Here is a 25,264-nt window from a genome sequence, read left to right on the forward strand (position 1 = left end):
TCCTTACCGTTATCACAGAACCATATATGGAATCGTTGTCCTCGCATCAACGAGGCCCGTTAACTTTCAGAACGCTGTCCGAATTATTGGAAATCCGCTTTTTGCTCTTCCAAGAATTTCGGAGTTGTTTCGAACATGCTGTCGATCAAGCCTGCAACAGTCATTTTCTCTGTTTTTTCAGCACGTTTGATTTCTTCGTTCACTTTTGCTTTTGCTTCATCTTTTACGCGAGCTGTGTCTTCTTCTGTCCAAAGACCTTTTTTCTCCAAGTATTTGCCGAAGCGCACGAGTGGATCTTTGATTGCCCATTCTGCTTCTTCGTCTTTTGTACGATATTTTGTAGTATCGTCCGCCATGGAGTGTGGACGGTAACGGTAAGTCAACGCTTCGATCAACGTTGCGCCTTCACCTTTGCGTCCGCGTTCTGCAGCGATTTGAACAGCCTTGATAACGGCAAGCACGTCCATGCCGTCTACTTGCATGCCATGGATACCTGCTGCAACGGATTTATGAGCGATCGACTTCGCATTTGTTTGTTTCGCAAATGGAGTTGTGATTGCATAGCCGTTGTTTTGTACGAAGAAGATAACTGGCAAGTTGAATGCGCCTGCGAAGTTCAAGCCTTCGTAGAAGTCGCCTTCGGAAGAACCGCCGTCACCTGTGTATGTGATTGCAACCTGTGCTTGCTTTTTCAACTTGAAGCCCATTGCAATACCCATCGCGTGCAAGATTTGCGCGCCGATGATGATTTGCGGCATCATTACGTTAACGCCTTCTGGAATTTGTCCACCATGTTGATGACCACGGGAGTACAAGAAAGCTTGGTACAAAGGCAATCCGTGCCATACGATTTGCGGCATGTCACGATATGCTGGTACAACAAAGTCTTCTTTTTGCAATGGATATACGCTACCTACCATGGAAGCTTCTTGACCGGACACCGGTGCATAGAAACCAAGGCGGCCTTGACGGCCAAGGTTGATTGCGCGATCATCCCATGTACGTGTAAATACCATACGGTACATGATTTCTTTCAATTGTTCGTCAGTCAGATCCGGAACCATATCCGGGTTAACAATTTCTCCTTCCGGAGACAAGACGGACAACGGTTGAATCTCTTCCGTCTGAACTTCAAATGGGAACTTGCTCATGTTTTTCACCTCAATAAAAGTTTGAAGATTTTGTTTCGCTGTTATAGAATTATTATACACCTGTTTTAGTCGATTGGTCAAAAGAAAACGCGAAAAAAGTGAACATTTTGTTGAATTGTTGTTATAACAGCTGTTGTTTCGGACTATAACAGGGTGTTACAAATTTGTGAACTCACTCACATAGTCGATACTTGTTCGCGGACATTATATAGTAGAAAGTCAAAGATTCTTATTTCTTTCCTATAGTGAGTCCCTAATCAAGACCATCGAAATTAGTATTCACCAACATTGATAAAATTTTGCATAAGGCGGTGCTATGCATGTCAGATTCTTCAATATTCAAGAGAACCATTGTAAAACACGACATTCCAAGCAAATTTCTTGAAGGAGGCAGTCGTCACGTTCGCGTCTATTTGCCGCCAGGATATCAGGAAATACTCAGTTATCCCGTTGTCTATTGTCAGGACGGAGAAGATTTCTTTAATTTTGGTCGCATTGCGACACACGCGAATCAGCTCATTATCGAAGGTGACATGGAGCCATTCATCATCGTTGGAGTTGATGTGAATAAGAAAATCCGTACTTCTGAGTATTCCCCGGATGGAGAACGATTTGAATCCTATACTCGCGCCTTTGCAGAAGAGATTGTACCTGCAATTGAGCGAATGTATCCGGTACGTACAGATTGGACGGAAATCACGCTCGCAGGTGATTCACTCGGTGGCACTGTTTCCCTACACCTAGCGCTAAAATATCCTGACAAATTCCGTCAGGTAATCTCCTTGTCCGGCGCCTACTACCCATACTCGCAGCAGCTTATCGCGCAGGAGCAGGATCTATCATGGCTGCATCTCTTTATGATCGTCGGTCTACAAGAGACTGCGTTCACAACCGATACAGGGACTTATAATTTTGTTGAATTAAATCGGAATACACACAAGCTGTTTACGGATCGAAATGCTCATGTTCTCTATGCCGAGCATGAAGGGCATCATTTGTGGGGATTCTGGCAAAAACACGTCCCAGATGCTCTTCGTCATTTTCTTGACTAGCTGCTTGTCTATTTCCATATGAGCATACAAGCATTGATGGGGATCACCCCTATTAAACACAAAAAAAGTAGTGGCATACAAGGATGTATGTCACTACTTTTCATCAAACCGATAAATATTTTATGACATGAAAGGATGTTCCTTTTTAATCCGCTCTAACAATCGGACACACCCCGCTTGAACTAAACGATATACTTCTTCAAAGTTGCCTGTATAGTACGGATCAGGCACCTCTTCACGATTCTCTTCAGGAAGCAAAGTCATAAATCGCAGAACTTCAGAGGTTCTGTTGTCCGACCCTTCCCAAGCCAGCACATTTTGTTCGTTGCTCGGATCCATACATACGATGTACGTATAGGTTTGAAAATCTGTCGGATGAAGCTGTCGTGCTCTCATCCCTTCATAAGTAATCCCGTGTTCGTCCAACAGCTTGCGAGTTCCTTCATGCGGAGGATGACCAACATGCCAATCCCCTGTACCTGCTGAATCCACCTGAATCACCTGATTTAAGCCTGCTTGCTCCACTTGCTCACGGAATACAGCTTCAGCCATAGGAGAACGGCATATATTTCCCAGGCATACGAACAACACGTTCACCTTCGTACTTTCAGCCACGTAACATCCCTCCCTTTTCTATATACCTTAGCTTCTTGCCTTACTTAGTATTTCATTATGTAAGGTGTATATCCTGTTAAGATTCACTTATTGTATCGGCAGTCTTTATTTATTGCAAATGGATATATTTATTTGGTTCCCCATTCATATTTCGATATAATGGGAGGGATTCAACTTGTCATCATACTTATTGCGATATAAAGGAAGGTCATAACGTTGTCAAACGATCAACAGGTTACTTCAACACCCGCTCATATTGCCATTGTAGCGGGTGGAACCATTTCCGAGAAAATAGCAGACCAGATTCGTACGATGGATTACATCATCGGCGCTGATCGAGGAGCTCTCTATCTGGTACAGCACAATATTATTCCCGATCAGGCCTTAGGAGATTTCGACTCCGTAACAGAGGATGAACGGGAGCATATCCGCGCTTCGAGCCGGAAATACATGGATTGTGACGCCGTCGATAAAAATTATACCGACACCGAACTTGCTTTCAATCATGCTCTCGCAATGAAACCAACGCAAATTACGCTATTCGGCGTAACCGGCACGAGACTTGATCATACGCTATCTAATATTCATTTATTGCGCAAAGCCGTCGATGAAGGAATTAAGTGTCAAATCGTTGACGAACACAATATCATTATGCTAACGAATTCGAGTGTTACATTACAGACGAATTCCTTCCCGTATGTATCATTGCTACCACTGAGCTCAACGGTAACTGGTATTACGTTAACTGGATTTAAGTACCCGCTTCATGATGCAACCCTGCAGATTGGACAATCCCTAGGAATAAGCAACGAATGGGATGACGGTGATACTGCTTCGGTTCGTGTGCGAGAAGGCTACCTCTTAATTATTTGCAGTCGCGATTAATATAAAGTGGATTTCAATCTCTGTCAAAGTGTCATTCGTAAAAGGAATACGCCATTCAATCGTTCTATGATGTAACTACCTGCGAACGTTCGAATGGCGTATTTTTTATTTGTAAATAATCTTTACATCACCGCTTACAACAACAGCATACCTAGCATGGCTGACAGCAGAACGGTAATCCAGGGCGATTGCCTCCATACAATTAGTGATAATATACCAATTAGCACGATACACATGTGAATCGGACTCGTTACCGATGTTGTGAGGACAGGATCGTAAAGTGCTGCAAGCAGCAACCCTACAACAGCGGCATTGATCCCTTGAAAAGCTGCCCGAACACTACTCCATTGCCGAACATGCGACATATAAGGGAGTACTGCCCCCATTAGCAGGTAAGAAGGGAGAAAAATAAATAAAGTAGCAACGATGGCAAGGACGATTCCAAATCCACCTGAATGAATAGAAGCACCTACAAATGCTGCAAATGTAAACAAAGGCCCTGGTACTGCTTGTGCTGCCCCATACCCTGCGAGCAGTGAAGAATCATCCAGCAACCCTGCCGTCATCAGTTCATGCTTCAGTACAGGAAGGACAACATGTCCGCCACCGAACACCGCTGACCCGGTACGATACATGACTTCCATAAGCTGTGTCACTACACTTGGTATATAATACGCCAGCATTGGCAACCCGATAAGCAGTCCGAAAAATAACAGAGTCATCCATTTTGCAAATGTACGTGAAATGTTTGACTTCCCTTCTTCAATGCACTCATATTGGTTTTGATTGGTCCTGATCGCTGGTTCGCTAATTTCCGCCCGATTTCGGAATAGGACGACACCTGCAGCAAGTGAACCCCCCATAATAAGGAGCTGTCCGTAAACGCCGATAAGAAGAAGGGATAGAATTGCGGCAACAATTGCGATCGTTCTTCGAAGCGCGTCAGGTGTCAATTGTTTATTCATTCCCCATAACGCCTGAATAATAATCGGAACTGCCGCAAGCTTCAATCCTTGCAGCCACCCAGGATCTTGATTGGGCAGCCAACTAATTCCGAAGGCAAATAAGGCAAGCAGACAAGCAGACGGCAGCGTGAAGCCCAACCACGCCATCGCCCCTCCAAGCCATCCAGCTCTCTTCATACCTATTCCAATTCCAAGTTGGCTGCTGGATGGGCCGGGAAGCATTTGACTAATCGCCTGCAATTCAGCAAACTGCTGATCGTCTAACCATTTCAACTGCTGTACATAGGTTTTATGAAAGTAGCCTATATGCGCAGCCGGCCCTCCAAAAGAAGTCAATCCTAGCCGCAATGCGGTCACAAATGTTTCTCTAACTCCATGCCAATAGGTTCTCATCCGATTCCTGTTACTCCTCTTCTATTTCGCACGAATATATCTTCATTGTTCCTTCATTTCTTATATGATGAGGTACCATCCGAATTGAAGCAATAGATTTACATAATCTTATTATTGTGCAAACTGCGTTTAAATTTGTGAATCAGAAGCAGCCCAGCAAATTTACAGTAAAACAAACAACCGCCCTGCTGTTTTCAGGACGGCTCATTAAAACGTCGCTTTGCGATATGTATTACAGCAAAGACCCCTATTAAGTTGAAATCTCATTAGGGACATGATTTCAAAAAATATCCTTGTTTGGCCGCATCAGCTGATGAATGATAGGATTCCAAAGCATTCGATGGAGCGCATTTTTCGGGGAATGCATACTTAATGCCATTCATGATTACGCCATGATAATTGTTTCTCTTAAGCAGCCGTGAGCCGCCGAGAGCATAATGATTATACGAAGAAAAGCCTAAAGGAAACCCTTGTATGAAGGCCATAACACCCACGTCGTTGATGGTATTATGCCATTCTTCATCTGAAATGGAAGGCAAGGTGAATGTATAGGAAACACCATTTCGTAAAGCCCGTTCGTTGTGTTCATTGATGGTGTTGGCCAGCGCTTGTTGAATGGTATCTACGATTGTCGTACGTCTTACCGCATCAAATAACTGATCATCCTGTAGTATCGGAACATCTGAAGCCGTGCTTTTTAACTCCCGTTGATATCCTGCAAGCCAGCTCCCCGATGATGGACGATACACGGTAATATAGTCATCTAACGTAAATCCGATCACATTTCCACCTTGATCCATAAACCCATAAGGTAACTTCGGCTTCCATACATGCTGCATCTGGGATTCACCATTACGGCCGATATAATCATCCTCTGCATACATATCAACACCATCATAGCCAATGATTGCAATCACCGGAATATATCGTTTCAATTCATCCTGCTTTTTCTCCTCATTCCATAAACCAAAGTTAAGAAATAACGTCATAAAGAATGAATTAACCGCATCATTACGACGCAGTTCCAGCCGCTTCTGTGACTCATATCCTTCCTCCGTCTCCTTCCACACAGCAGATATCTGCAGTGTACGGGCTGCATCATCAACGGCTTGATTCATAGCGTCATTATACTTCAGTTCAAGCTGCAGCTTGCTCGCTTCCTCTCTTGCTTGTAGCTTATTCACCCAAAACAAAGGGAAACAGATCAGAACAAAGAGTATTGAAAATTTAACTACTTTCATTTCGAACCATTCCTCCGACAGGAATACGAATCCGTTCAGTTGGGCCAAATGAGCCTGTCAGCCAGTCCAAAATCATAGCCGCACGTGTTCGATTCGTATTGCTTACGGACACATAGAAATAATCTCCAATGCTCAGCTTATACGTACGGGACGGAGATTCAACAGATTGTCCATCTCCCGGAAACAGCTTTTCCATCAGCATCACTTTATTGTTTAGTTGGTAACGGATTAGAAAGTCCCCAGTAAATGTATTGACTTGAACGGGATCCCTATAGATCGGATCATACTTTTTCTCATAATGCTCAACAACCACCTCATATACATTACCCGTCTTCACCATTTCCGCCATAAAATCATTCCACATGACAGGAGTGATCACTCCCTTATCCCTTACGGCATCTGAGAATGTAGATGCACTTCGCTGCACATACATCGCAGCTAGGTCATCCTGCCGCTGATATGATTCTAATATCGGGTAAAGAAAGAGCAGCAGCACTCCTATCATCACACCAAGCAGCTTAACTACTGCATTGCCCAATCAGCTACCTCCTACCTGAAGATCATTTTACGGATGTCTCCATCTTCATTTCGTTCGATATGAAGATGATATTGTTTCGTTCGTGATATCGAATTGAACTGAATATTCTCAAGGGGGATTGGAGATTTGACGCTCATGCCTTCAACCTCAAGCTCAACATTCTCCCTCAACTGACTGATAAATAGAATGACATCAGCTCCCGTTAATGGCTTAGATCGTATAGGCTCCATCGTAGCTCTAACATTCCGATCCTTCACTTGATTGGCATAATCTACTTGTCGAATCGTAAAGGACGTACTTCCAATGAGTTGTAAGGCCCCCGTCAATGCGACCAAAAACAGTATCGATGCTACTGCTAGTTCAGCTATTCGACTCGCATTATGCATACTGCCTCCCTTTTCAAGCACTGATGTCAAAATATAAGTTTCCCAAAATTCCACAGTGGAGATATGTATATAAGAAAACTCAGGGTGACACCCCGAATCCTACTGCTGTTCAAATACAATCCCTCTTGTTACGTTGCTGGAGTCCACGATTAGCTTTGCTTTAAACTTTCCGCTAGGATTCACGTAGTTATCAGATGATTCATTCAATGCCAAATCTATGCTGTCATTTCGATTGTTCCCCGCAATCTCACCGTTCGGCAGCACGTAATATCCATAATGATTTCCATCCGATTTTCCTGCACGATTTTTACCAGTTACAACACGAATCCCGAATTGATCTTGCTTGAAAAATTTACGTATTGCATTAATGACCTGAGAACCGCTAACCGATGTATTATCATAAACCGTAAATGATGCCTTGCTTAACTCTGTCTGGATCGATGAAAATTCATTTTGAGCCGTTTTTGTCGCTTCCTGCGCACTAACGAACAACAACACAACAATTGTAATTAGTGCAATGGTAAGGAAAATCCCTGCTGCCACCTTCAATGCAGATTGGGCATTATTCATACTTTATACACTCCTTTGTTATAGAGATCGGATTTGTTCAAAGGAAGAACGCATTTGCTCTGCGCTCATCCATACAAGGGGTACCACGAGATACAAAAAAATTAAGGCATACATCGGAGCGAAGCCCAGCCACCTTCCCCAGCCTGCTTTGGCTTCGATACTTGTCTCATAATGCTGTCTAAGCATATCCTGTTCATAGAACCAGTCTTGCTCTGCATCATCGAACGCCTCATTAAGCGGAATATGATTGTGAGCTAGCTCCAGCTTGTCCACAAGCCTGACGAAGTCTGGATATGACGCATGGATTCGCAGCTGTTGTAGCGCATGATCCGAACCACTCTCCCAATTAAGCAGACACAATTGTAAAGGGCGGCGGAACATAGTCGTGCAGCGACTCATCCACTCCATCATCGATTCAGCCGTCATCCGCTCGAAAGCACGCAGCAGCATGCAAAGAGACTGCATTTGACTGATCTCTGTACGCATATCCAAGTGTCGAATCCGAATACGGATCCGTAGAATCATAACAAATGCATAATATGCACCCCACCCAACGGTGAATGGAAGCAGAACTTCCCACCATGAAACTTTCATCTCACGATGATAAATAGCAAGTGGTACGAGCGACTTCGTCGATTGTTCGATTCGTTGATAGCTCCAGTCTGGGTGTTCCTTCAAGATCGCAGTTTTCAGAGCGAGTTGAAGTCCGTGATTGCCTGTCTCTGGGTTGGAACTTAGTATCCATTGCTTAGTTAACTCCATACTTAGTCCCGCTTCTAGCGATTTGGTATTCAGCTGATTCCATATCCATTGCGTAGATCCCAAGTGCAATGAGACAATTAACACAAAGCAGATTCCACAAGTTACGATCGCGTGTATGAAGCGATGGCCATAGAAATGCCCTAAGGTCATCGATTCGTTTGCTTCATGTAATAAGCGCTGAGCACGCTTAAGTGACCCAATCTGCCTACTGTTCACCCAGACATCCAGTAATCTTCGAATGATTCGCTGCTCCAGTACTCTTCTGATCCACCCAGTTCGCTGTGATTGATCCTCAGCCATCGCGCTTCTCCAATGAAGCTGTTGTAATATGCGATGGCACATCAAGACGGAACAGAAAACGGTTAGTTGCAGACACCAACCAAGCTTCGAATGATAAAACAGTTCCATGGACGGAAAATAGGTCGTCGCCCACCTTTCCAGTGGATCTGTGAAAAGGACAGGAATAGCGGCAATTGCTTTTAATCCCCCAAGCAGATAATCGAGCCGTGCACGCATAACGAGCTCTGTTTGCATTTCACGAACTATCATGGCAAGTCCCTTCAAATAGGAAGACCCAGCTGTTCCCTTCGGATCACCATACTCAGCTACCAACTTGGATAAGCCTCCAAGCATCTTATAATAACGATTCGGAGCTGCCTCCTCATAAGCAGCCATAGCGGAATCGGAATCGGGATCGCTAATCAACTTCGCAATACGCTGTAAATGTGGTACGAGCATCGGGTGCGCGCGTTCAATCGTATCTTCTAGTGCAGCATCCACCATCTTGTACCGATGATAGGCATGTCGCATGTGCCCAATCGACATGGAGGATAAATGAAGAAGCTTCACTTCGGCACGTGTGATCATAACATCACGATATAGACTTTCCGCCACACTAAGTACAACAATTAGCATGATCCATGACAGCAGATTTTGATCGAAGGAGACGAATATTGAGAGCGCAATGAGAATCGCTATTCCACTTCCTAGCAGTATGGAGGCTGTTCGCTCACGCAATAGCCACTCGTCATAACTGTATAACGGTGCAAGCTGTTGTCGGAGTGACGCCGTCTTCTTTTTGAGCACAGGAACACTCATGCTCCAACGATAGACATCCCTCAACAGTTTTTTATACAATTGTGTGAGGGCCTTAACTCCATTCTGATTTCCATGGGCACGTACCTTATTCTCCGCAATCCCAGTCGATATTAACTTTCTAGACAACATCCATAACATGAAAGAAACAGCTATTGCCCCGCTTGCAATCCATAGTAACAAGCTGCTAACTAGCAACCGGATATCCTCCCTCCTGAGCAAGCCAATCGCGGAATCGCTGCTTATCCTCAGCAGTCATTTCGGCTTCCATCGCTTCTCTCTGCTTCACGGATATCGGGTTCACGAGGTAATATCGGCCTTGATGATATTCAATAATATTTCGGTAAGTGAAGGATCGAGTACGCATCATATGTCGGTGCACACGCTGCGAGGATTCGATATAGCGATCCCATGTCATGTTCACATCACTTTGTGTGTCAATCATTTCTTCGCCTTCGTTATGATTAAGAAGTGGAATACATTCCGTAATGCGCTCAATATATCGTTTGCCCTCGGCATCCCGAGAGAGATGAACATCGAAATGAATCACTTGGCTTACCTGCTGCTCGGCTATCGACTCATTATGGAACATTCCCGTCTTAAGCAACGAGTTCCGAAGCGACAGCACCAAATCAGGAAATGTCTTGGCATGATGCGTGAAGACGGTGAACAGGCTCGCGACTTGAGCCATCTGCACCATCCAAGCTGCAACCGGATCCGTTGCCACCTCACCTAAAATATGTACAGTTCCGTCTGTCTTCTTCTGTACGTCCAAACCAGCCTGCCCCGCTATGCGCTCTGTCTCTCGGAGCGTAAGGATATTCCTGCTGGGATATAACTTACGAAGATTCAGTTCAAAAGCCTGTTCCTGTACTCGAAGCGGATAGAACGCATAAATCGATTGAATTAATGCCATTAACAGAGTCGTCTTCCCCGATCCTTGCGCACCTGTGATGGCGGTCACTCTTGCCCCTCGCATTAAGAAATGAAGCAATTCAGTAGGAAGCTCAGCGTTCTTGTCTCGTATAAGCTGCTGAAGTGATACAGCCTGCGTATCAAACTTACGAACAAAGAATGACCAAGATTCTGCAAATGGCGGACGCAGCACAACGACACGCGAACCGTCCTTCATATGATTGATCCGATAGCCGTCCGCTTCCGTTAATGATCCAGGCGTCTGGTATTTATATATGTTGTGGCATACCCGGCGCAGTTCAGCCTCCGATCCAAATGATAGGAAGGAAAGTTTAATCGACTTCCCCTTATAGAAGATCCATACACTATCACATGCCCGCTGTAGGCCGCCAACAACTAAATCCCCTTGATTCTTTGTCGGTGAAGCTGTGTTCGAACTTTGCCAGTAGCCCCCTCTTGTCATGGCTTCATCTGGAATACCACTTACTCCACCTGACACACCATCTATCCGCATGTCGCGTATCTCATCAATAACAGAGAATCCCTTATAACGTTGATACAACCGCTGTGCGATTATCCAGATCCGATCCTCCCAACTGAATTGAATTCTTTCTAACCGATATGCTGCATCGATATCTTCCTCCGTAATTGCATCGTGCAATTGATGAACACCCTGTGCCATCGGTATGCGTTTACGCTCACTCCAGCCATATTTATCGATTAACCTATGAAAGGCATCAAAGCTGTACCGCTTTTTAAAGGCGTACAGTAATAGATCAAATTTGTCTTGTGAAGTTAAAAGCTCGGGTCGATCTATCGGTAATAACTGTTCTGAATTGCCTTTGCTGAGCTTAATTTGCTCTTTGAGCATATCCACAATCCATTCCTTAATATACTCCTTATCTGCGATATCCCCACCGCAGCATGAACGGAGAGTTTTGCGAAGAGAAACACGCCGTTTCATTTCACGAGAATATTCTTCTTCATTACGATACAAATCTAGCGGCAGATCACTCGTCCATGCTAGAAACGTATCCTTCACTGTTTGATCCAGCATGTCCCATGTCCATTCATCCATCGTACGATAAGAGGTGTGTCTGCTAGGATTTCGGAACAAGCGCCAATAAACGAACATCGCTAGGAATAGAACCGAAACACCCAAAATTGAGAATCCTAAATAACTCCATATTGACATCCGCTATCCTCCTGCCTTTCTTCCTTGATGATAGCCGGACTCTTCCAGAATATATCTGCTGAGCTTCATATTCTCTAAGATGAAAGGGCAACGTTTCCCTCTTTCATGTCGCTGAGACTGGCGCAAATACCAGTCCATCACCATTCTATCGTCTGCTGCATTGCGGTAAGCTGCTGCATACGGCGTTGTGAAAAAGGGCTGATGGAGTGAATACATTCGTTTTACGTTCATTGGATTTACTTTTACATCCGCATCATACTGTCCTATCACGAATGCATCTGCGCTTTTTCCTGCTTTCTCCATTGCGCAATGGATCTCTGATCGGTTCTGCGGCAACACTGCAATCGTACCATGCATATTCATTTTACCAATGAGTTTCAAAGCGATAATATCCTGCTCATTCATATCCCACAGCACAAGATCATATCGTTTGCTCACTAGCTTCTGCACGTGAAGTAAAAGATGCTCATGCAGCGTATCTTCCATCTCCTCTGAGTCATAACCGGGGAGAATATCTAATCGACTCATCACACTTATCATGTAGGAGGAGATCGATTCTTCCTCAACTTGATGGTGTCGAAGCACACGCGCAAGTGCACTCCAGCCGTTAGGGGTTATTAGCCGCCCGCCTGTTCCAGCCTGGCGCGTAACATCAAAAGCGGGAGGAAATAACTTCTCAACTCCTTCCCCTCTGCCCTTGACATGTATGAGCAGCACTTTCATCCGATAGTGCCAAGCGAGACTAATTGCCGTACACGCAGCAACTGTTGTTCCTCCAGCCATACCTCTTCCGATTGACGAAATCATCCAATGTTTACAGAGCGACATGTTTCATTCGTCCCTTCTTAGGCGTTCTTAAACACTGCTTCCAAGCACGTTCTGTCAGTTTACCAGTGAAATGCTCTGTAAGGATGCGCCAAGCACGCTTCGTAGCACGTGGATAGTTGGATGCTTGCAATTGACCATCCTGATAGTCTGACATGCGTGCAGTCCAATTACGCTCATCTTCTTCTATAGCGATACATTCTCGAGCCCACCGGTGCTCAAATATGGAATAATACCATTCGATCATAAACGCAAACTCATCATCCGGCATGAGCGAACGCAGGATTACGGGCACGAATTCAAACTCCTCATCTCCGTCGTATTGCTGCTGGAATGCTTGCAGCCATTCTCTGTTTTTCTGCAATGAGTATCTTTCCATCGTTTGCACAAGCAAGCGGGTGTCGATCTGCTTCCATTGTTGAGCATTACAAAACAATGCGCGATCCGTGTCAACAATAATATGTTCGTAAGTATCCAAACTGCTCCCATGCCGTTCAAGCAACTGAATCATATCGTCCCAAGATATAGCGCCTGACAGCACATCATAACCATTCCAGTGCATTATAGGTTGCTGAGATTGCGTGAGTAGACCTGCCTCAGTCCCAATCCGTCTTGTTGTTGTTGCATCAACAATAAGCACTTTCTCCTCTAATCTCGTTAGGAACGTCGCTAGCGCCACTACATGATCGCTCTTATCGCAAGCGCCCACGAATATTCCGATCGTCATTTTCCTAACTCCTCCTGTATATTCATCTATGTAACTACTCTTTGTAGAAAATCCTCATCGTTACTGCTTCTTCGAACCCGGTACCGCTTCTGCGAAAATAGAGCTTACCTCTTCCCCTCTCGTTACCTCCACCGTCGAATTTTGATTCAGATCGTCCTGAGGTAATATCCTATCTTGGGGATTTGCGGCATCATGAGTTCTTGTACCGCCCTTCTTAGCGATATCTTGCTCACCATCCTTCGATTTCGGTTGCTGGCGAGAATCGTGATCCTGTTGATAAACATCTGTCTTCCGTTGATTTCCGTAAAGTGACGGATCTGAAGACTTCATGGAACTAGAATCAGGTTGTCCAACAAATGGTGAATTACGATTAGCCGCCCCTGCTCTGCCGGTTAAAGGTGAGTAACCTGAAGTTTCAGCCGAACCCTCTCCATGCGTAGAAACATAACTTACGTCTGTACGATTCCCCTGCAAGTTGTTCCAGCCTTCTGCTTGACTCTTGTTGGCACTCTGTCTTTCCCATTCCTTCTCCATCCGTGTTCGAACTAATCGTGTCAATGCTGTATCTGCCTTCTTTACAATATTCGGATCCGCCTCAATCAACATCATCACTTGTTCATTGGCCGGATAATTCGGCACCGCTTCATTTTGTATTTGAGGTTCAATGTATCGCAGCGCATAGATTTGCCCTCCGTTAACAAAAGCATCGACACAAGCACTTGAGAACAGCAGTCTTTCTTGTTCGTCCATATGTGCCCAAATGGTCGGATATTGCATGCTTTTAATCTCTTTCTTGCTAAGAATGATATAGTCTTGACCATTCGGGAAGCGGATTCTTACGTCAATCATATCCTTCTCTTGCAGTCGTAATGGAAGCTGAATGACCGCTGTCTCCACCCAGCGCAAATCATCAGTCATCTTCTCATCTTCAAATAGCATTGTAGATATCACAGGTGTACGGGGAACCGTGTCAATCTTCAATACTTTCCCGATAATTTGATCAGGATGATTCAACGCCTGTTTCGGGGCTAGGTCTGACGACATCTCAATCTTGACAATATCATCGGATCGAATGCGTTTGCCTGCAAGAAGAGGCTGCTTGAAAACCCAGACGCTTGTTCGTTTTTGCACTTCAGCATCTGCAAGCTTGCGCAGCTTGGCAATCTCATCTTCGTAATGCGCTACTGCCTTACGATGAACCGCATCATTCTTGCCAATTGCCCAATAGTGGTACCCACCAACAAGCAGCCCAGCTACCGCTGCTCCTCCTACCGACGCCGCAATCATCTGCTTAGTCTTCCTCGTCCATCTTCTCAACTTCTTCTCTCTCCTCTCTCTGTTCTGTTCCGACTCATCCACCGCCGCAGATGATAGATAAGCCCTCTCCGTTGTTTCGGTCCAACTAATTGTTCCACCCAAAGGGCTGTATCGTCCGAACATACGAACGGATCAGCTTGAATCGGAATGTAGGAGGTGACCTTTGCTCCTCGCCCTTTCACTGTTCCACCAGGATAAGAACGATTCGAATAAGGAATGCCTAGTACCCAACGATGGAACCCTCTTCGCTCAAATTCCCCAACGATTGTTGTACAATCACTCTTTCTCCAAGGAGCGAGGCTTCCCACGAGCACAGGGATATGAGCCCTCATGAATTCATCCATTCGTTCTCCATGATCATCACAACCAAGGTCTAACACAATATAGTCGTAGGATCCGAGCAAGGCTGGCATTGGATTCGCACCATACTTCCATTCCATGCAATCCACTCCAAACAATTTGAACATATCCCCATCAGCTAAATACAGCTCCTCTTCACCCTCATATTCCTGAGCCAATAATGGAACAAGAGATGGATCTTTAACGTTAGCATCGATATATAGCGTCTTCCGCCCCTTCTTCGCAAGCATGGCGGCACACATGAGCGCTGATTGTGTAGTTCCAAGTCCTGAAGCAGCACCCAGAAAAGCAATCACCACCCCTGCATTCGAGGCTTGCCATGTCTTGACCTCATCACGGTTAACTCCTTGGCTTTCAGAATGTCCTGAATAGTAACGTCGTAGATGATCAATTAGTTCATCAGCAGTTTGATAGCGTTCTTCAGGCCGCTTTGCGAGTAATCGTGTCAGTACCGAAAAAACGCTCTCTGGCACATCTTCTGCCAGCATGGATGCGGTTAGCGGACGCTCTCCCTTCCATATGCCGCTGGTCAACATATGACTAATGAGTGCACCTACCCCATATAGATCCGTTCTTGCATCGGTCTGTTGTCCCCGATATTGCTCCGGAGCAGCAAAGCCTACTGTACCAAGCTTAACCGTATCTTGATTAGATAAAGGATTCACATTCCTAGCGATTCCAAAATCAATAAGTTTCACCTGGCCATCCTTCGCCAGCATAATATTAGATGGCTTTACATCTCGGAATACAACGGGCGGATTCTGCCGGTGCAAATAGGCAAGCGCTTCACATACCGGAATGACAATATGCATCGTCTCTTCAAAACTTAGAGGCTTCATGCGCAGCCGATCTGCTATCGTGTGCCCTTCAATATACTCCATCACCAGATATGCTCTGCCGCTGGCATCAGGTGGATAGAAATCCACAATAAGCGGAAGATGTGGATGTCGAAGCGATGTTAAAATAGATGCTTCATGAACAAGCTGTCTCACATCTTGCGCCGCTGGTCTTGATTCCTTAATCGCCCACTGCTTGCCGATCAATCGCTCGTCATTGGCTAAATATACAACGCTCATTCCCCCTGTTCCGAGCAACCGAACGATTCGATATCTGTCTTGCAATAAGTGTCCAGCCTGCAAATGGTTCGTTATGGAATGCGCCACAATTCTCCCTCCAGGCGACAAAAAAAGCACCCTGATTGCAAACCTATCGGTTTGGAACAATCAGGGTGCTTCCCTTCGCTCATATTCATTTGTTGTTATTTTATGCCATTCGGAAGTATATGTCTAGTCTTTTTTCTAAAGAATACTAAACTTCCCAATCAGGCAATGCTAGTACGCCGCAGCATACACTACATTTTCATCATGTACAGAGTGATTTCATCGCGATTATGGAACAATTGTTTCGCACGAATAATGTGAAGATGCTCAAGGAACATTTCCTTCACTTCCCGTATCGTCTGCAGTGGTTTTTTGTGCATCAGCTTTACAGTCACAATGACAGTACCGCCTTGCATAACCGAATCCAATAAACCAATAACAAGCTGCGCTGTAACTTTAGGGCTCCAGCTCATGTCGCATACGAGCAAATCGAATTCTCCAGGTTCCAAAGCCACGTCCCCTGCATTGCTCTTATAGTAAGTCAAGTTCGGATGATCAATCAAGCTCGGATGCATTGCAGCAGGATCGACTGCTGTAACTTGCACACCTCGCTCCAGAAGAAGACTTGTCCAACCTCCTGGCGCAGCTCCAATGTCAAGGGCATTCCGATAAGCCGTAAAGTCCAAACCGAAAGTCCGTTCCGCCTCAAGTAGTTTGAACTTTGCTCGAGATACCTGCCCCTCTTCCTTGCGGAAGCGTACCGTACCTCCTGGCCAATCTGAACCCGCTTCAGCTGTTGTCATGAGGCCTGCATAACCAACGCCATCATGAATAAATAAGGATACAATTCGCTCGGGATCTTGGATCGCGACAGATGCTCCAGTACGCTCAACAGCAGCACGCAGCGCATCTCGAAGTTCCTTGTCGAGTGAATCACCCGATGCGCTGGAACGAACATGGACGCCTAGTCGCATGCCCTCTATAGAACCTTCTAGATCATGAATCAAATGAGTAAGCAAACTGTCAAATGATTGAACTGTGTCAGTCTGCAATGCTTGAATGTCGAATGCAATGTCAACTGGTTGCAAATAGCGAATGAACATCGTCGGCTCAGACTCCATCGCTTGGAATACCTCGTTGCGATCAACAGGCAATTCCATTAGTGCAATTTCACCAGAAACCATCATTCGACTCTTCAACTGACCGAACCTTCTTCGCCACTCTTCCTGCGCGTAGGCAATATAGCCATGATTGGACGTGACGATCCAGTGTGATCCATATTCATAATTTGTGTCTAATTGTAGCGGATGTAATAATTCCAAGCAGTGCAACCTCCAAATGCTAAGCAACTTAACTTGCTTCAGCTGTTTCCATTTCATTATGTTAACCAATTATAATCTATTTACGTCTTTAATTATCTGCCGAAACTACACGATTCGGAACATTTCCTTGCTTAAGACAATCAACACGAGACACCCAATCAGGTGTATCAGATCATTCTGCGTCCGGCCATTAACCAGCATAATCCTTGCATGAAGAACAGCCCTATAAGGACATTCAAATATTCTCTAGTGAATGATTGAGTTACGAGCTGCTCCTTGCTCACATTAGGATTAAATTTATGAAGAGGTCTCCTCTTCTCTCCTAGGATTCAAACGTTCATAAATGTGAGATACAGAATGAAAGGCATATATCTTGTCAACGCTGCCCATGCCTTCTCGATGATCCCATACAAGCAAACAAGGGACACTTTCAATTCGTAATGCGTTCACCCATACAGGAATAGAGCTGACATTGACCGCTGCGATTTCCAATTTCGGATTCGTTACTTCTACAATGTTCAGCATCCGAGATGCTAACTGGCAAGTCCCACAAAAAGGACTATGTATGAATACTGCATCCCATTGCCTAAAAAACAGCTCTACAGCAGACAAGCTCTGTGATTGCACCTGTGCTGCCTTCAGCTGTAATTCCGAAATTTCAATCATACCTTATTTCCTCGTATCCGCATAAGCAAAGACTCTGGCATCGGCCCATTACTTAGTTCAACATGCTCAGGCTTATTCGCATAGAGCATCTCGAACATTCGCTTTCTGCCAATCATACTCGACGTATGCAAATAAATCGCAGTCTGCGGATATAAGCCACGTACAACCATTTCTCGAACTAGTTCCGTTCCCGTTCGCTCATCTTCACCCAAATCATGATCCAAGGACAGGATCCCCACTTGTTCATGTTCCAATAGCAAAAGGCACTCTTCCGCATTGCGAGCAAGCACGAAGCCTTCTGGACAGCGACGGTAATCATCCAAGTACACATGTATCATCATTATCACTTCCTTACCTATCCGATGCCCATTGATAACAAGCAGCAGCATAACTACCGTACAATGATTGGTCTACTGCAAAATATCCTGGATAAGCTTCCATTCCTGCATATGCCCTCCAGAAGCATCGCCTGGCGTCTCCAGCACGAACATACTTCGCTCCAATTCCTTCGCTCTGAGGAGCTCCGTAAATCCGTCAATTCCAATATAGCCTTGCCCCAAATTTGCATGTCGATCTTGCTTGGAACGATAGGGCTCGCGAGAGTCATTCAAATGAACTGCATGCACATGTTTCCAATAGTCATGACGGTTCCCCGCCATGAGAAGTTCACTCGTTGCAGAGGGGTTCCACAAGCCACTTGCGTACGCATGACAGGTATCAAAGCAAAAACCGATCTTTTCGGGATATTGACTGAATTGCCGGATACTCACCAATTCTTCCAACGTAGCACCTAACCCACCGTGATTCCCGGCCTGATTCTCAATCAGCAGCTTAGCTCGACCACTCCATACGGAAAGAACAGTGTTCAGTGTAACAATAATATTTTCGTAGCAACTCAGCTTCTCCGCATCTGTGGCGGTTGTACTTGAGATCCCCTTATACGAACCAAAATGTACGACAATCCCTACCGCTCCACAAGCCTCTGCAATCATAAGATCGTTCAGTAATGACTGAACCGTAAGCTGAAACTTCTCAGGTGAACGGCTTGCATCCACAGCTAAATTTGTCGGATATGGCGTATGCGCAATGGACTGGATGCCATGCTGTAAACAGATTTCGCGCGCAGTCTGAGCATCGGCCTCATATCCACTTTTAATCGATAAGCCTCGCGGATTTTTGCTAAAAAACTGATAACTTCGAACTCCTGCTTCCTGCTGCAGTTGAACTGCCAATCGCGCTGCGTGCGCATATCCTCCCCGTAAAGGCAAATGACAACCAAATGCGCGCGCAGCATGGCGGGATTCATTCTTGTTCGGAGCCATCCGCTGCAGGATCAATCTGGCAATGTGGACAGAAGTTCGCAGGACGACGTTGAATCATCGTGACTTCAATCGCTGTGCCGCATTTCGGACAAGGTTCTCCTGTCTTGCCATGAATGGTTATGCCCGTTGTTTCCCCTGTTTCGGGCTGGTGCTGTTGTGTCTGCGTATTCACTAAACCATCTTGCTCAATTTCAATATGCAACACATCAAGCATCGCGTAAAACACACGATTCCAATGTTCTGATTCAAGCTTCTCCGTACGTACAGTTGGGAGCAGTCCAGCAGCAAATGCGATATCATCCGCCAACTGACTTCCTATCCCAGCGATAATGTTCGGATTGGTCAATGCGGACTTCAAAGTCGTACGACGCTTAGCGAACCGCTGAGCGAAGCGCTCTGCTGTCAAATAGCGAGATAATGGGTCTGGCCCCATCTCGAGATGCATTTCCTCCACCTGCTTCGCTGTTAACCACATAATCTGGCAGCTTCGTGCACCATGAATGTACATCTGTGCATGATCGGTAGTAATTGCGAATTGTGCATGGGAGACATCAAGTTGCTGTTCTTCATCTGGTTCTATATGTCCTGCTGCTCCTTGAGCAACTGCTTGAAGGGTAGAAACTGCTTCCATACGACTACCGGTTCCTACACGAAAAACAAGTCTACGGCCATCATCAAGATGCAATATTAAATCTGTCCCTTTGCGTTCAATATACAGAATTTGTCTTCCAACCAAGCCATTTGTCAAGCTATGGAGATCCGTATTCAACCAAGATTCACGCTGTACATGAAGGCTGCGAATGCGTTCTCCAGTAATCAACTGATCCAGCTGTTTGCGGTAGCGTTCCATTTCTGGAATTTCCGGCACCTTGCATCTTCCTTCCTAATCACTTTCATGATCGCCTTGTATTTTATGTTATTAATTAAATCATTCACATTCCAAGATATACATTATAGCATTTCCTTAATGAACCATTCACGTACTTGCTTCATGTTATGAAACACCATGTTTGGCTCCACACCGGCACGAGCACAAAATGAATCATAATTGTTAGGCGTCGTTACTCCTGTATAGGTAAGTGCTGTGCGGCATCCTGCATTCGCTCCAGCAAGAATATCAGTCATCATATTGTCTCCAATAACAATAACATCCTGTGCCGTACACCCAAGCCTATTCATCGCTTCATCCATAATAATTTCACTTGGTTTCCCAATAATAATAGGTTCCACACCAGAAGCGGATTGGAGAGCGGCACCTATTGTACCTGCACCAGGGGAAAATCCACGATCTGATGGCAGCATAACATCTGGATTAGTCAAGATGGATACAGCTCCCCCACGTAGAGCACAAGCAGCTGCCTCCAATTTGGCATAGGTCAAGCTTCGATCCAAGCCCTGAACGACAACTCCAATCTCAGAGTTCCACACATCATCTGCTTGATCCGTCCACGATATTCCGGAATCCTCCAGCGCTTGCTGCAAGCCAAGCTCGCCTATCATGAATACCATTTTATCCGAAAATCTCTTCTGAATATACGATGCAGCCGCTTGAGCAGAGGTGAGAACATCTTGAGCACCCGCAGAAATACCAAAATGCTGCAAGTGATTGGCCACTTCTTCCGGCGTGCGCGTTGAATTGTTTGTTACGAACAGATAAGGAACTCTAAGTTGGCCAAGCTCCTCTATTAGCTTGTCCGCTCCTTCAATCGGAGAAGTCCCATGATACATGGTTCCATCTAAATCGATAAGCGCATATATGCTGTTGCGCGATTTTTCTGTCATCATTTCTATACACGTTCCTTCCTTGCCTAACACATGCCTGCATCATGCTGTGGAAAATAGCAACCTACCTGCAAGAACAATCGTTCCACCATCTAATGGGAAGTACTCATCAAATCATCGAGTAGAGAATCTGAAAATCCCCCAGCACATATTGGATTCAAAATCAAAACCTGTCTGGAGTCCCCCACAGATTGCTGCTCTGATATCCATAGCATCAAAGCCCATACAGTTGAATCAATGCTAGTATACGCAATTCCGAGCCAAAAGGACAGAGCCCCTTATCAAATCCAAGGGCGATTCCTATTCGCTTCCTATTGATTGTAGAGAACTCCCGCCGCTAGTGAGTGTTCCGATACATAGAACAGACGCGATGAAATAGAACAACTCCCGCTATTCCCATGTAGAGGGGCGGGAGCCTTGCTTGGCGTGTTGGGATTGAATATCTTGCGCCTACATTCTGTGTGCTTCGGAACGTTTACCGCTGCTTCCGTGCTTGTGAGGCGTGAATCACTTGATCTACCAAGCGTTCTACGACAAGCCCATCTTCAAGTGTTGGAGCCAAGTTATCCCAACGTTCATCCCCGCAGTGGCGCAAAATAAAGTGATGCAGCGCAGCGAAATGACTGTCCTGGAATATGCCCATTGTTGCCTTCTCATCAGGAAGCAGTGCAAGTGATTCTGGTTCTGGTGTCGCCCCATGACGACCGCTGACTAGATGCAGCTGCGGTTTCTTATCGGTTTCCAAATCGCAAGTGATGCTGCCCTTCGTTCCAACAATGTGCACACGGAACGCATCCTGACCTAATGCAATACGGGATACTTCCACGATTCCTTGAATGCCTTGCTCTGTTACATAATTCATAAGTGCCCAATCATCTACATGAACAGCCAACCGTTCGTCCGTTCCGTTTCCTGCTCTACGGCTCTTAATAAATGTTTCGGTATTGCCATCCACACTCTTCATTTCACCAAACCAATGACGGAGTAAATCAAGTGCATGAACACCGATATCCGTAATAGCTCCTCCTCCAGATAACGAGTTGTCTACCCGCCAACTGTAAGGCCTGGCATCACTTAAATATCCTGAACGCAAATATGCCAGTCTGCACTGAAGCACATCGCCGATCATCCCTTCTTCTAGCCATGCCTTTATCCGCATAACTGCCGGATGATAACGATAGACAAATGCAAGCTGCTGTGTCAGTGTTGAAGGGACATCCTTCAGCACTTGCGCGGTAGAAGAGGCACTTTCTGTTACTGGCTTCTCGCAATAGATGGCTTGATTATATTGAACCGCCATACGGACTTGCTCAGCATGGAGCGCATTCGGCGTACAAATGCTAATTGCTTCCGCTCCATCGTATTGCAAAGCTTCTTCCAAGGAGGAAGTAACATGTACAAAGCCAATTTGGCGTGCCTGATCCAACGTCTGTTCAGGTCGACGGGTAACGAGTGTATTCAATACCGGTGTAACGGGAAGCTGCTTGATAATCGGCATCGTACGCAGTGCAATCATATGCGTCTTAGCGATATTGCCGAAGCCTACGATCGTAAATCCAAGTGTATTCATAGCAGATCCACCTTCCTTGTATCCAGCAACGACTAAGATGTTTCGAATAGAAGTGCCTTGGGAAATGAAATAACTTATTTCTACATTGTAAATAACCATTTCAAGGCTGGCAAGAGCATATAATCGGCTCAACAAGGCGTCGCTTCGACGAAGAGTGATGTCAGAGACTGTCGATTGCAGGCAGTGCGTGATGCAAACAAGCTGCAAGCCGGACTATTTGTCAGGTTCTGCGCTTTCCCGGGAAACTTTTTATGTACAATTGCTTTTCTATTCCCCTGCTTTTCCCCTTCCGCTCGTATCAGACTGCTGGATTTCAAGTCAATCGCCAACGATTTGTATCATAACCTTGATGAAAAAGAAAGAAACGGATTGCTCCGTTTCTTGTAGATGAGCCAGTCATTCCTAATGTAGATTCACTTTGCATATTATTCTCAGTTGGAATGCTGCAGCTATTCAAGCAGTACGTTTCTGTTATACATAAGGAGGCTCCCAGCCTTTTTTACTCCAACCGACTTTCGTTCTAACTACTCGAAGCTGCTCATCAAGCTCTACCTCAACGCCGAACGGCAGCCCCCTTCGATGCCAGAAGCGAACATCATTCCATATGATTTTGTAGCCATCGCTCCAGCGCTGTGTTCGAACGATCACTCGTTCAGCAAATCCAAGAAATGCCCGTACTCCATCTGTCGTTAGGGCTGGCTCCATAACTCGGTCGTCTATGAACAGTTTGTTGTATATGCTGTGTTTCTCAAAAGTTACAGCTGACGATAACCGCAACGGATTGCAGTGCCGTATCCAACCTGTCTCATAATGCTGTTCATACTCAACAACGTACTGCCAGCTAAGCCAAGTGACCTCTGGAACAAGTTGATAATGAAGGCCGCCTGGAAATTGCTCCTGCAATCGATGCAGGAGACGCTGGTGAACCTTCCAACGCCACACGATATACAACAGAGTCACCGCATATCCTCCGATAAATAACCATGCAGCATCTGTTCGCGTCAGCCATAACCAGCTAATCACCCCTATTAGATGAACGACAAATAAGAAAGGATCAAACAAACATAACACATCAGCATGAAGCCATCTGAGCGAAAAAGGCCTTCCAGCTTGAACTCCATATGCATTCAGCCAGTCCAAGCCAATATGCACCATGATTGCAAGCCAAGTATACAGCAGAACGAGCGGCCATTCGTCCCCCACTTGAAATAACCATGAGATCGGCAGACCAATGACAATTGGCCATACGAACCATGCTGGAATCGCATGAGTAATGCCCCGATGGTGGCGCAAATAGGCAGCATAGCTGCGAACTCGTGTAATTGCATCAAAGTCAGGTGCATGTGAAGCAATGAGTGTGGCGGTAAAGATTGCAGAGAACAATCCCGGCTGCTCCGCAACCTGAGGGTGCATACAAGCAGCTCCAGGCAATGAAGTCCCAAGCAGCAAATGACTCGCTGTATCCATCCATAACTCCTCCTTAGCATCACGGTTGCTGAACATACAATTGCCTAGGCAATTGCATATCCAACTAACCCAGTTATGGATAGCGTATCGAGGAACCATTAACGGTGCATTGTGGTGATATTAAGATGTTGTAACGATCGTATGTTCATCAGCAAGAACGGTATTAGAAAATAATTCGCACGCCTCCTGCAGCAGTTCCTCCATCCGTTCATCATTGTATCGTGAACTGAAATGGGTTAACGCAAGCTTCTTAACGCCTGCTGATACTGCTATTTCTGCAGCTTGCCAAGCCGTACTGTGGCCAAACTCATTTGCATTTTCACGTTTATCGTCCATGAAGGTCGCCTCATGCACAAGCAGATCAACACCGTGAGCCAACTTGATTGCATTCTCACATGGACGAGTGTCGCCGAGTATCGTCACTGACTTACCGGGAATTGGGCTTCCAACAACAGAAGACGCTTCTACCAACTCACCAGACGGCAGCACAATATTTTGCCCTCGTTTCAATTGTCCATATAACGGCCCCGGCGGCAGATTCTTCTCCTTTAACAGATTCAAATCAAGTCTGCCTGGCCTCTCCTTCTGCTGCACTCGATAGCCTAAGGATAGAACGCGGTGTTCAAGAGGCAGTGCCGTAACCGCAAATTGTTCATCTTCCCAGATGACTCCAGACTCCACCTCCTGAATATGAAGCTCGTAAGGCAGATACGTTTCACTTAATTCGAACACAGTATGTATAAATCGTTGCAGTCCCACCGGGCCAAAGACGGTGAGTGGAGAAACTCCACCTTGATAGGCACGACTGGACAATAGTCCCGGTAACCCGAAAATGTGATCCCCGTGCAAATGGGTGATAAAAATAAATTCGCACTTGCCTAGCTTTAATGGAGATTGCAGCACTTGATGCTGGGTTCCCTCCCCGCAGTCAAACATCCAGAAGGTTCCGCGTTCCTCATACAGACGCAGCGCCATACTACTTACATTGCGCCTAGTTGTCGGCATGCCTGCTCCTGTTCCTAAGAAGTATATATCCATACTCG

General features: G+C 45.5%; 24 protein-coding genes. 2 read left to right on the plus strand and 22 right to left on the minus strand.

From position 1 onward, the window contains the following. Positions 1-83: 83 nt before the first annotated feature. A complete protein-coding gene (pdhA, locus tag BP95_RS0119350) occupies positions 84-1,151 on the minus strand; it encodes a pyruvate dehydrogenase (acetyl-transferring) E1 component subunit alpha (RefSeq protein ID WP_021253887.1) in 1,068 nt (355 codons plus the stop codon). Between the two features lie 320 nt (positions 1,152-1,471). Between pdhA and BP95_RS0119355 the strand changes: the two genes are divergently transcribed. Continuing rightward, on the plus strand, positions 1,472-2,203 hold the full coding sequence (locus tag BP95_RS0119355) for an alpha/beta hydrolase (RefSeq protein ID WP_028533043.1): 732 nt from the start codon (positions 1,472-1,474) through the stop codon (positions 2,201-2,203). Between the two features lie 120 nt (positions 2,204-2,323). On the opposite strand, the gene BP95_RS0119360 is transcribed toward BP95_RS0119355, so the two are convergent. Continuing rightward, entirely contained in the window at positions 2,324-2,818 is a 495-nt protein-coding gene (locus tag BP95_RS0119360; protein WP_028533044.1) for a low molecular weight protein-tyrosine-phosphatase, read from the minus strand. Positions 2,819-3,034: 216 nt separating this feature from the next. Between BP95_RS0119360 and BP95_RS0119365 the strand changes: the two genes are divergently transcribed. Then, positions 3,035-3,703, plus strand: coding sequence for a thiamine diphosphokinase (locus BP95_RS0119365; RefSeq protein ID WP_081819932.1), 669 nt, complete (start codon positions 3,035-3,037; stop codon positions 3,701-3,703). A gap of 134 nt (positions 3,704-3,837) precedes the next feature. Here the strand turns inward: BP95_RS0119365 and chrA are convergent, their stop codons facing one another. The 20 genes from chrA to rnz form a co-directional block, all read right to left on the minus strand. Then, entirely contained in the window at positions 3,838-5,061 is a 1,224-nt protein-coding gene (gene chrA, locus BP95_RS0119370) for a chromate efflux transporter (protein ID WP_021253891.1), read from the minus strand. 266 nt (positions 5,062-5,327) lie between these two features. Then, on the minus strand, positions 5,328-6,302 hold the full coding sequence (locus BP95_RS0119375) for a hypothetical protein (protein WP_021253892.1): 975 nt from the start codon (positions 6,300-6,302) through the stop codon (positions 5,328-5,330). Beyond that, complete coding sequence (locus BP95_RS0119380; RefSeq protein ID WP_021253893.1) at positions 6,289-6,840, minus strand: hypothetical protein; 552 nt, start codon at positions 6,838-6,840, stop codon at positions 6,289-6,291. The genes BP95_RS0119375 and BP95_RS0119380 overlap by 14 nt, the downstream gene beginning before the upstream one ends. Positions 6,841-6,851: 11 nt before the next feature. Further along, positions 6,852-7,226, minus strand: coding sequence for a hypothetical protein (locus BP95_RS0119385; RefSeq protein ID WP_021253894.1), 375 nt, complete (start codon positions 7,224-7,226; stop codon positions 6,852-6,854). A gap of 99 nt (positions 7,227-7,325) precedes the next feature. After that, a complete protein-coding gene (locus BP95_RS0119390) occupies positions 7,326-7,796 on the minus strand; it encodes a hypothetical protein (RefSeq protein ID WP_021253895.1) in 471 nt (156 codons plus the stop codon). Positions 7,797-7,814: 18 nt separating this feature from the next. Continuing rightward, a complete protein-coding gene (locus tag BP95_RS0119395; protein WP_028533046.1) occupies positions 7,815-9,851 on the minus strand; it encodes a hypothetical protein in 2,037 nt (678 codons plus the stop codon). Beyond that, positions 9,841-11,763, minus strand: a complete 1,923-nt coding sequence (locus BP95_RS0119400; RefSeq protein WP_028533047.1) for an ATPase, T2SS/T4P/T4SS family — start codon at positions 11,761-11,763, stop codon at positions 9,841-9,843. The genes BP95_RS0119395 and BP95_RS0119400 overlap by 11 nt, the downstream gene beginning before the upstream one ends. Before the next feature lie 3 nt (positions 11,764-11,766). Next, positions 11,767-12,546, minus strand: coding sequence for a CpaE/TadZ family protein (locus tag BP95_RS0119405; protein ID WP_021253898.1), 780 nt, complete (start codon positions 12,544-12,546; stop codon positions 11,767-11,769). Between the two features lie 31 nt (positions 12,547-12,577). Further along, positions 12,578-13,315, minus strand: coding sequence for a hypothetical protein (locus BP95_RS0119410; protein ID WP_021253899.1), 738 nt, complete (start codon positions 13,313-13,315; stop codon positions 12,578-12,580). Positions 13,316-13,375: 60 nt separating this feature from the next. Further along, positions 13,376-14,632 carry an SAF domain-containing protein gene (locus BP95_RS0119415; protein WP_028533048.1) on the minus strand — a complete coding sequence of 419 codons (1,257 nt, stop codon included), beginning with the start codon at positions 14,630-14,632 and terminating at the stop codon, positions 13,376-13,378. Continuing rightward, on the minus strand, positions 14,629-16,155 hold the full coding sequence (locus BP95_RS0119420) for a serine/threonine protein kinase (RefSeq protein WP_021253901.1): 1,527 nt from the start codon (positions 16,153-16,155) through the stop codon (positions 14,629-14,631). Before BP95_RS0119420 ends, BP95_RS0119415 begins: the two co-directional genes overlap by 4 nt. Positions 16,156-16,343: 188 nt before the next feature. Next, positions 16,344-17,414, minus strand: a complete 1,071-nt coding sequence (locus BP95_RS0119425) for an SAM-dependent methyltransferase (RefSeq protein ID WP_021253902.1) — start codon at positions 17,412-17,414, stop codon at positions 16,344-16,346. A gap of 297 nt (positions 17,415-17,711) precedes the next feature. Then, on the minus strand, positions 17,712-18,080 hold the full coding sequence (locus BP95_RS0119430) for a thioredoxin family protein (protein WP_021253903.1): 369 nt from the start codon (positions 18,078-18,080) through the stop codon (positions 17,712-17,714). Further along, entirely contained in the window at positions 18,077-18,418 is a 342-nt protein-coding gene (locus tag BP95_RS0119435; protein WP_021253904.1) for a cyclic-phosphate processing receiver domain-containing protein, read from the minus strand. The genes BP95_RS0119430 and BP95_RS0119435 overlap by 4 nt, the downstream gene beginning before the upstream one ends. Positions 18,419-18,490: 72 nt before the next feature. Next, complete coding sequence (locus BP95_RS0119440; protein WP_051249911.1) at positions 18,491-19,402, minus strand: deoxyribonuclease IV; 912 nt, start codon at positions 19,400-19,402, stop codon at positions 18,491-18,493. After that, positions 19,383-20,270 (minus strand): DNA-formamidopyrimidine glycosylase family protein, encoded by an 888-nt coding sequence (locus BP95_RS0119445; protein WP_021253906.1) that lies wholly within the window; start codon positions 20,268-20,270, stop codon positions 19,383-19,385. The genes BP95_RS0119440 and BP95_RS0119445 overlap by 20 nt, the downstream gene beginning before the upstream one ends. Positions 20,271-20,353: 83 nt before the next feature. Beyond that, the gene (locus BP95_RS0119450; RefSeq protein ID WP_036591119.1) at positions 20,354-21,184 is read right to left on the minus strand and encodes an HAD-IIA family hydrolase; all 831 of its coding nucleotides are present in this window, start codon (positions 21,182-21,184) and stop codon (positions 20,354-20,356) included. A gap of 475 nt (positions 21,185-21,659) precedes the next feature. Next, positions 21,660-22,754 (minus strand): Gfo/Idh/MocA family protein, encoded by a 1,095-nt coding sequence (locus tag BP95_RS0119455; RefSeq protein WP_021253908.1) that lies wholly within the window; start codon positions 22,752-22,754, stop codon positions 21,660-21,662. A 471-nt stretch (positions 22,755-23,225) separates the two neighbouring features. Further along, complete coding sequence (locus BP95_RS0119460) at positions 23,226-24,221, minus strand: metal-dependent hydrolase (RefSeq protein WP_028533051.1); 996 nt, start codon at positions 24,219-24,221, stop codon at positions 23,226-23,228. Between the two features lie 120 nt (positions 24,222-24,341). Continuing rightward, a complete protein-coding gene (gene rnz, locus BP95_RS0119465; protein ID WP_021253910.1) occupies positions 24,342-25,259 on the minus strand; it encodes a ribonuclease Z in 918 nt (305 codons plus the stop codon). Positions 25,260-25,264: the final 5 nt, after the last annotated feature.

The organism is Paenibacillus sp. UNC217MF, assembly GCF_000686865.1.
GTDB classification, from domain to species: Bacteria; Bacillota; Bacilli; order Paenibacillales; family Paenibacillaceae; genus Paenibacillus_B; species Paenibacillus_B suaedae.

Coding starts and splice junctions, on each gene's coding strand:
- BP95_RS0119385 (WP_021253894.1), bottom strand. CDS start 7,226: ATGCATAATGCGAGTCGAATAGCTGAACTAGCAGTAGCATCGATACTG.
- BP95_RS0119410 (WP_021253899.1), bottom strand. CDS start 13,315: ATGACGATCGGAATATTCGTGGGCGCTTGCGATAAGAGCGATCATGTA.
- BP95_RS0119375 (WP_021253892.1), bottom strand. CDS start 6,302: ATGAAAGTAGTTAAATTTTCAATACTCTTTGTTCTGATCTGTTTCCCT.
- BP95_RS0119435 (WP_021253904.1), bottom strand. CDS start 18,418: ATGATACATGTGTACTTGGATGATTACCGTCGCTGTCCAGAAGGCTTC.
- BP95_RS0119405 (WP_021253898.1), bottom strand. CDS start 12,546: ATGGCTGGAGGAACAACAGTTGCTGCGTGTACGGCAATTAGTCTCGCT.
- BP95_RS0119355 (WP_028533043.1), top strand. CDS start 1,472: ATGTCAGATTCTTCAATATTCAAGAGAACCATTGTAAAACACGACATT.
- rnz (WP_021253910.1), bottom strand. CDS start 25,259: ATGGATATATACTTCTTAGGAACAGGAGCAGGCATGCCGACAACTAGG.
- BP95_RS0119390 (WP_021253895.1), bottom strand. CDS start 7,796: ATGAATAATGCCCAATCTGCATTGAAGGTGGCAGCAGGGATTTTCCTT.
- chrA (WP_021253891.1), bottom strand. CDS start 5,061: ATGAGAACCTATTGGCATGGAGTTAGAGAAACATTTGTGACCGCATTG.
- BP95_RS0119460 (WP_028533051.1), bottom strand. CDS start 24,221: ATGGATACAGCGAGTCATTTGCTGCTTGGGACTTCATTGCCTGGAGCT.
- BP95_RS0119430 (WP_021253903.1), bottom strand. CDS start 18,080: ATGATTGAAATTTCGGAATTACAGCTGAAGGCAGCACAGGTGCAATCA.
- BP95_RS0119450 (WP_036591119.1), bottom strand. CDS start 21,184: ATGACAGAAAAATCGCGCAACAGCATATATGCGCTTATCGATTTAGAT.
- BP95_RS0119400 (WP_028533047.1), bottom strand. CDS start 11,763: ATGTCAATATGGAGTTATTTAGGATTCTCAATTTTGGGTGTTTCGGTT.
- pdhA (WP_021253887.1), bottom strand. CDS start 1,151: ATGAGCAAGTTCCCATTTGAAGTTCAGACGGAAGAGATTCAACCGTTG.
- BP95_RS0119440 (WP_051249911.1), bottom strand. CDS start 19,402: ATGGCTCCGAACAAGAATGAATCCCGCCATGCTGCGCGCGCATTTGGT.
- BP95_RS0119455 (WP_021253908.1), bottom strand. CDS start 22,754: ATGAATACACTTGGATTTACGATCGTAGGCTTCGGCAATATCGCTAAG.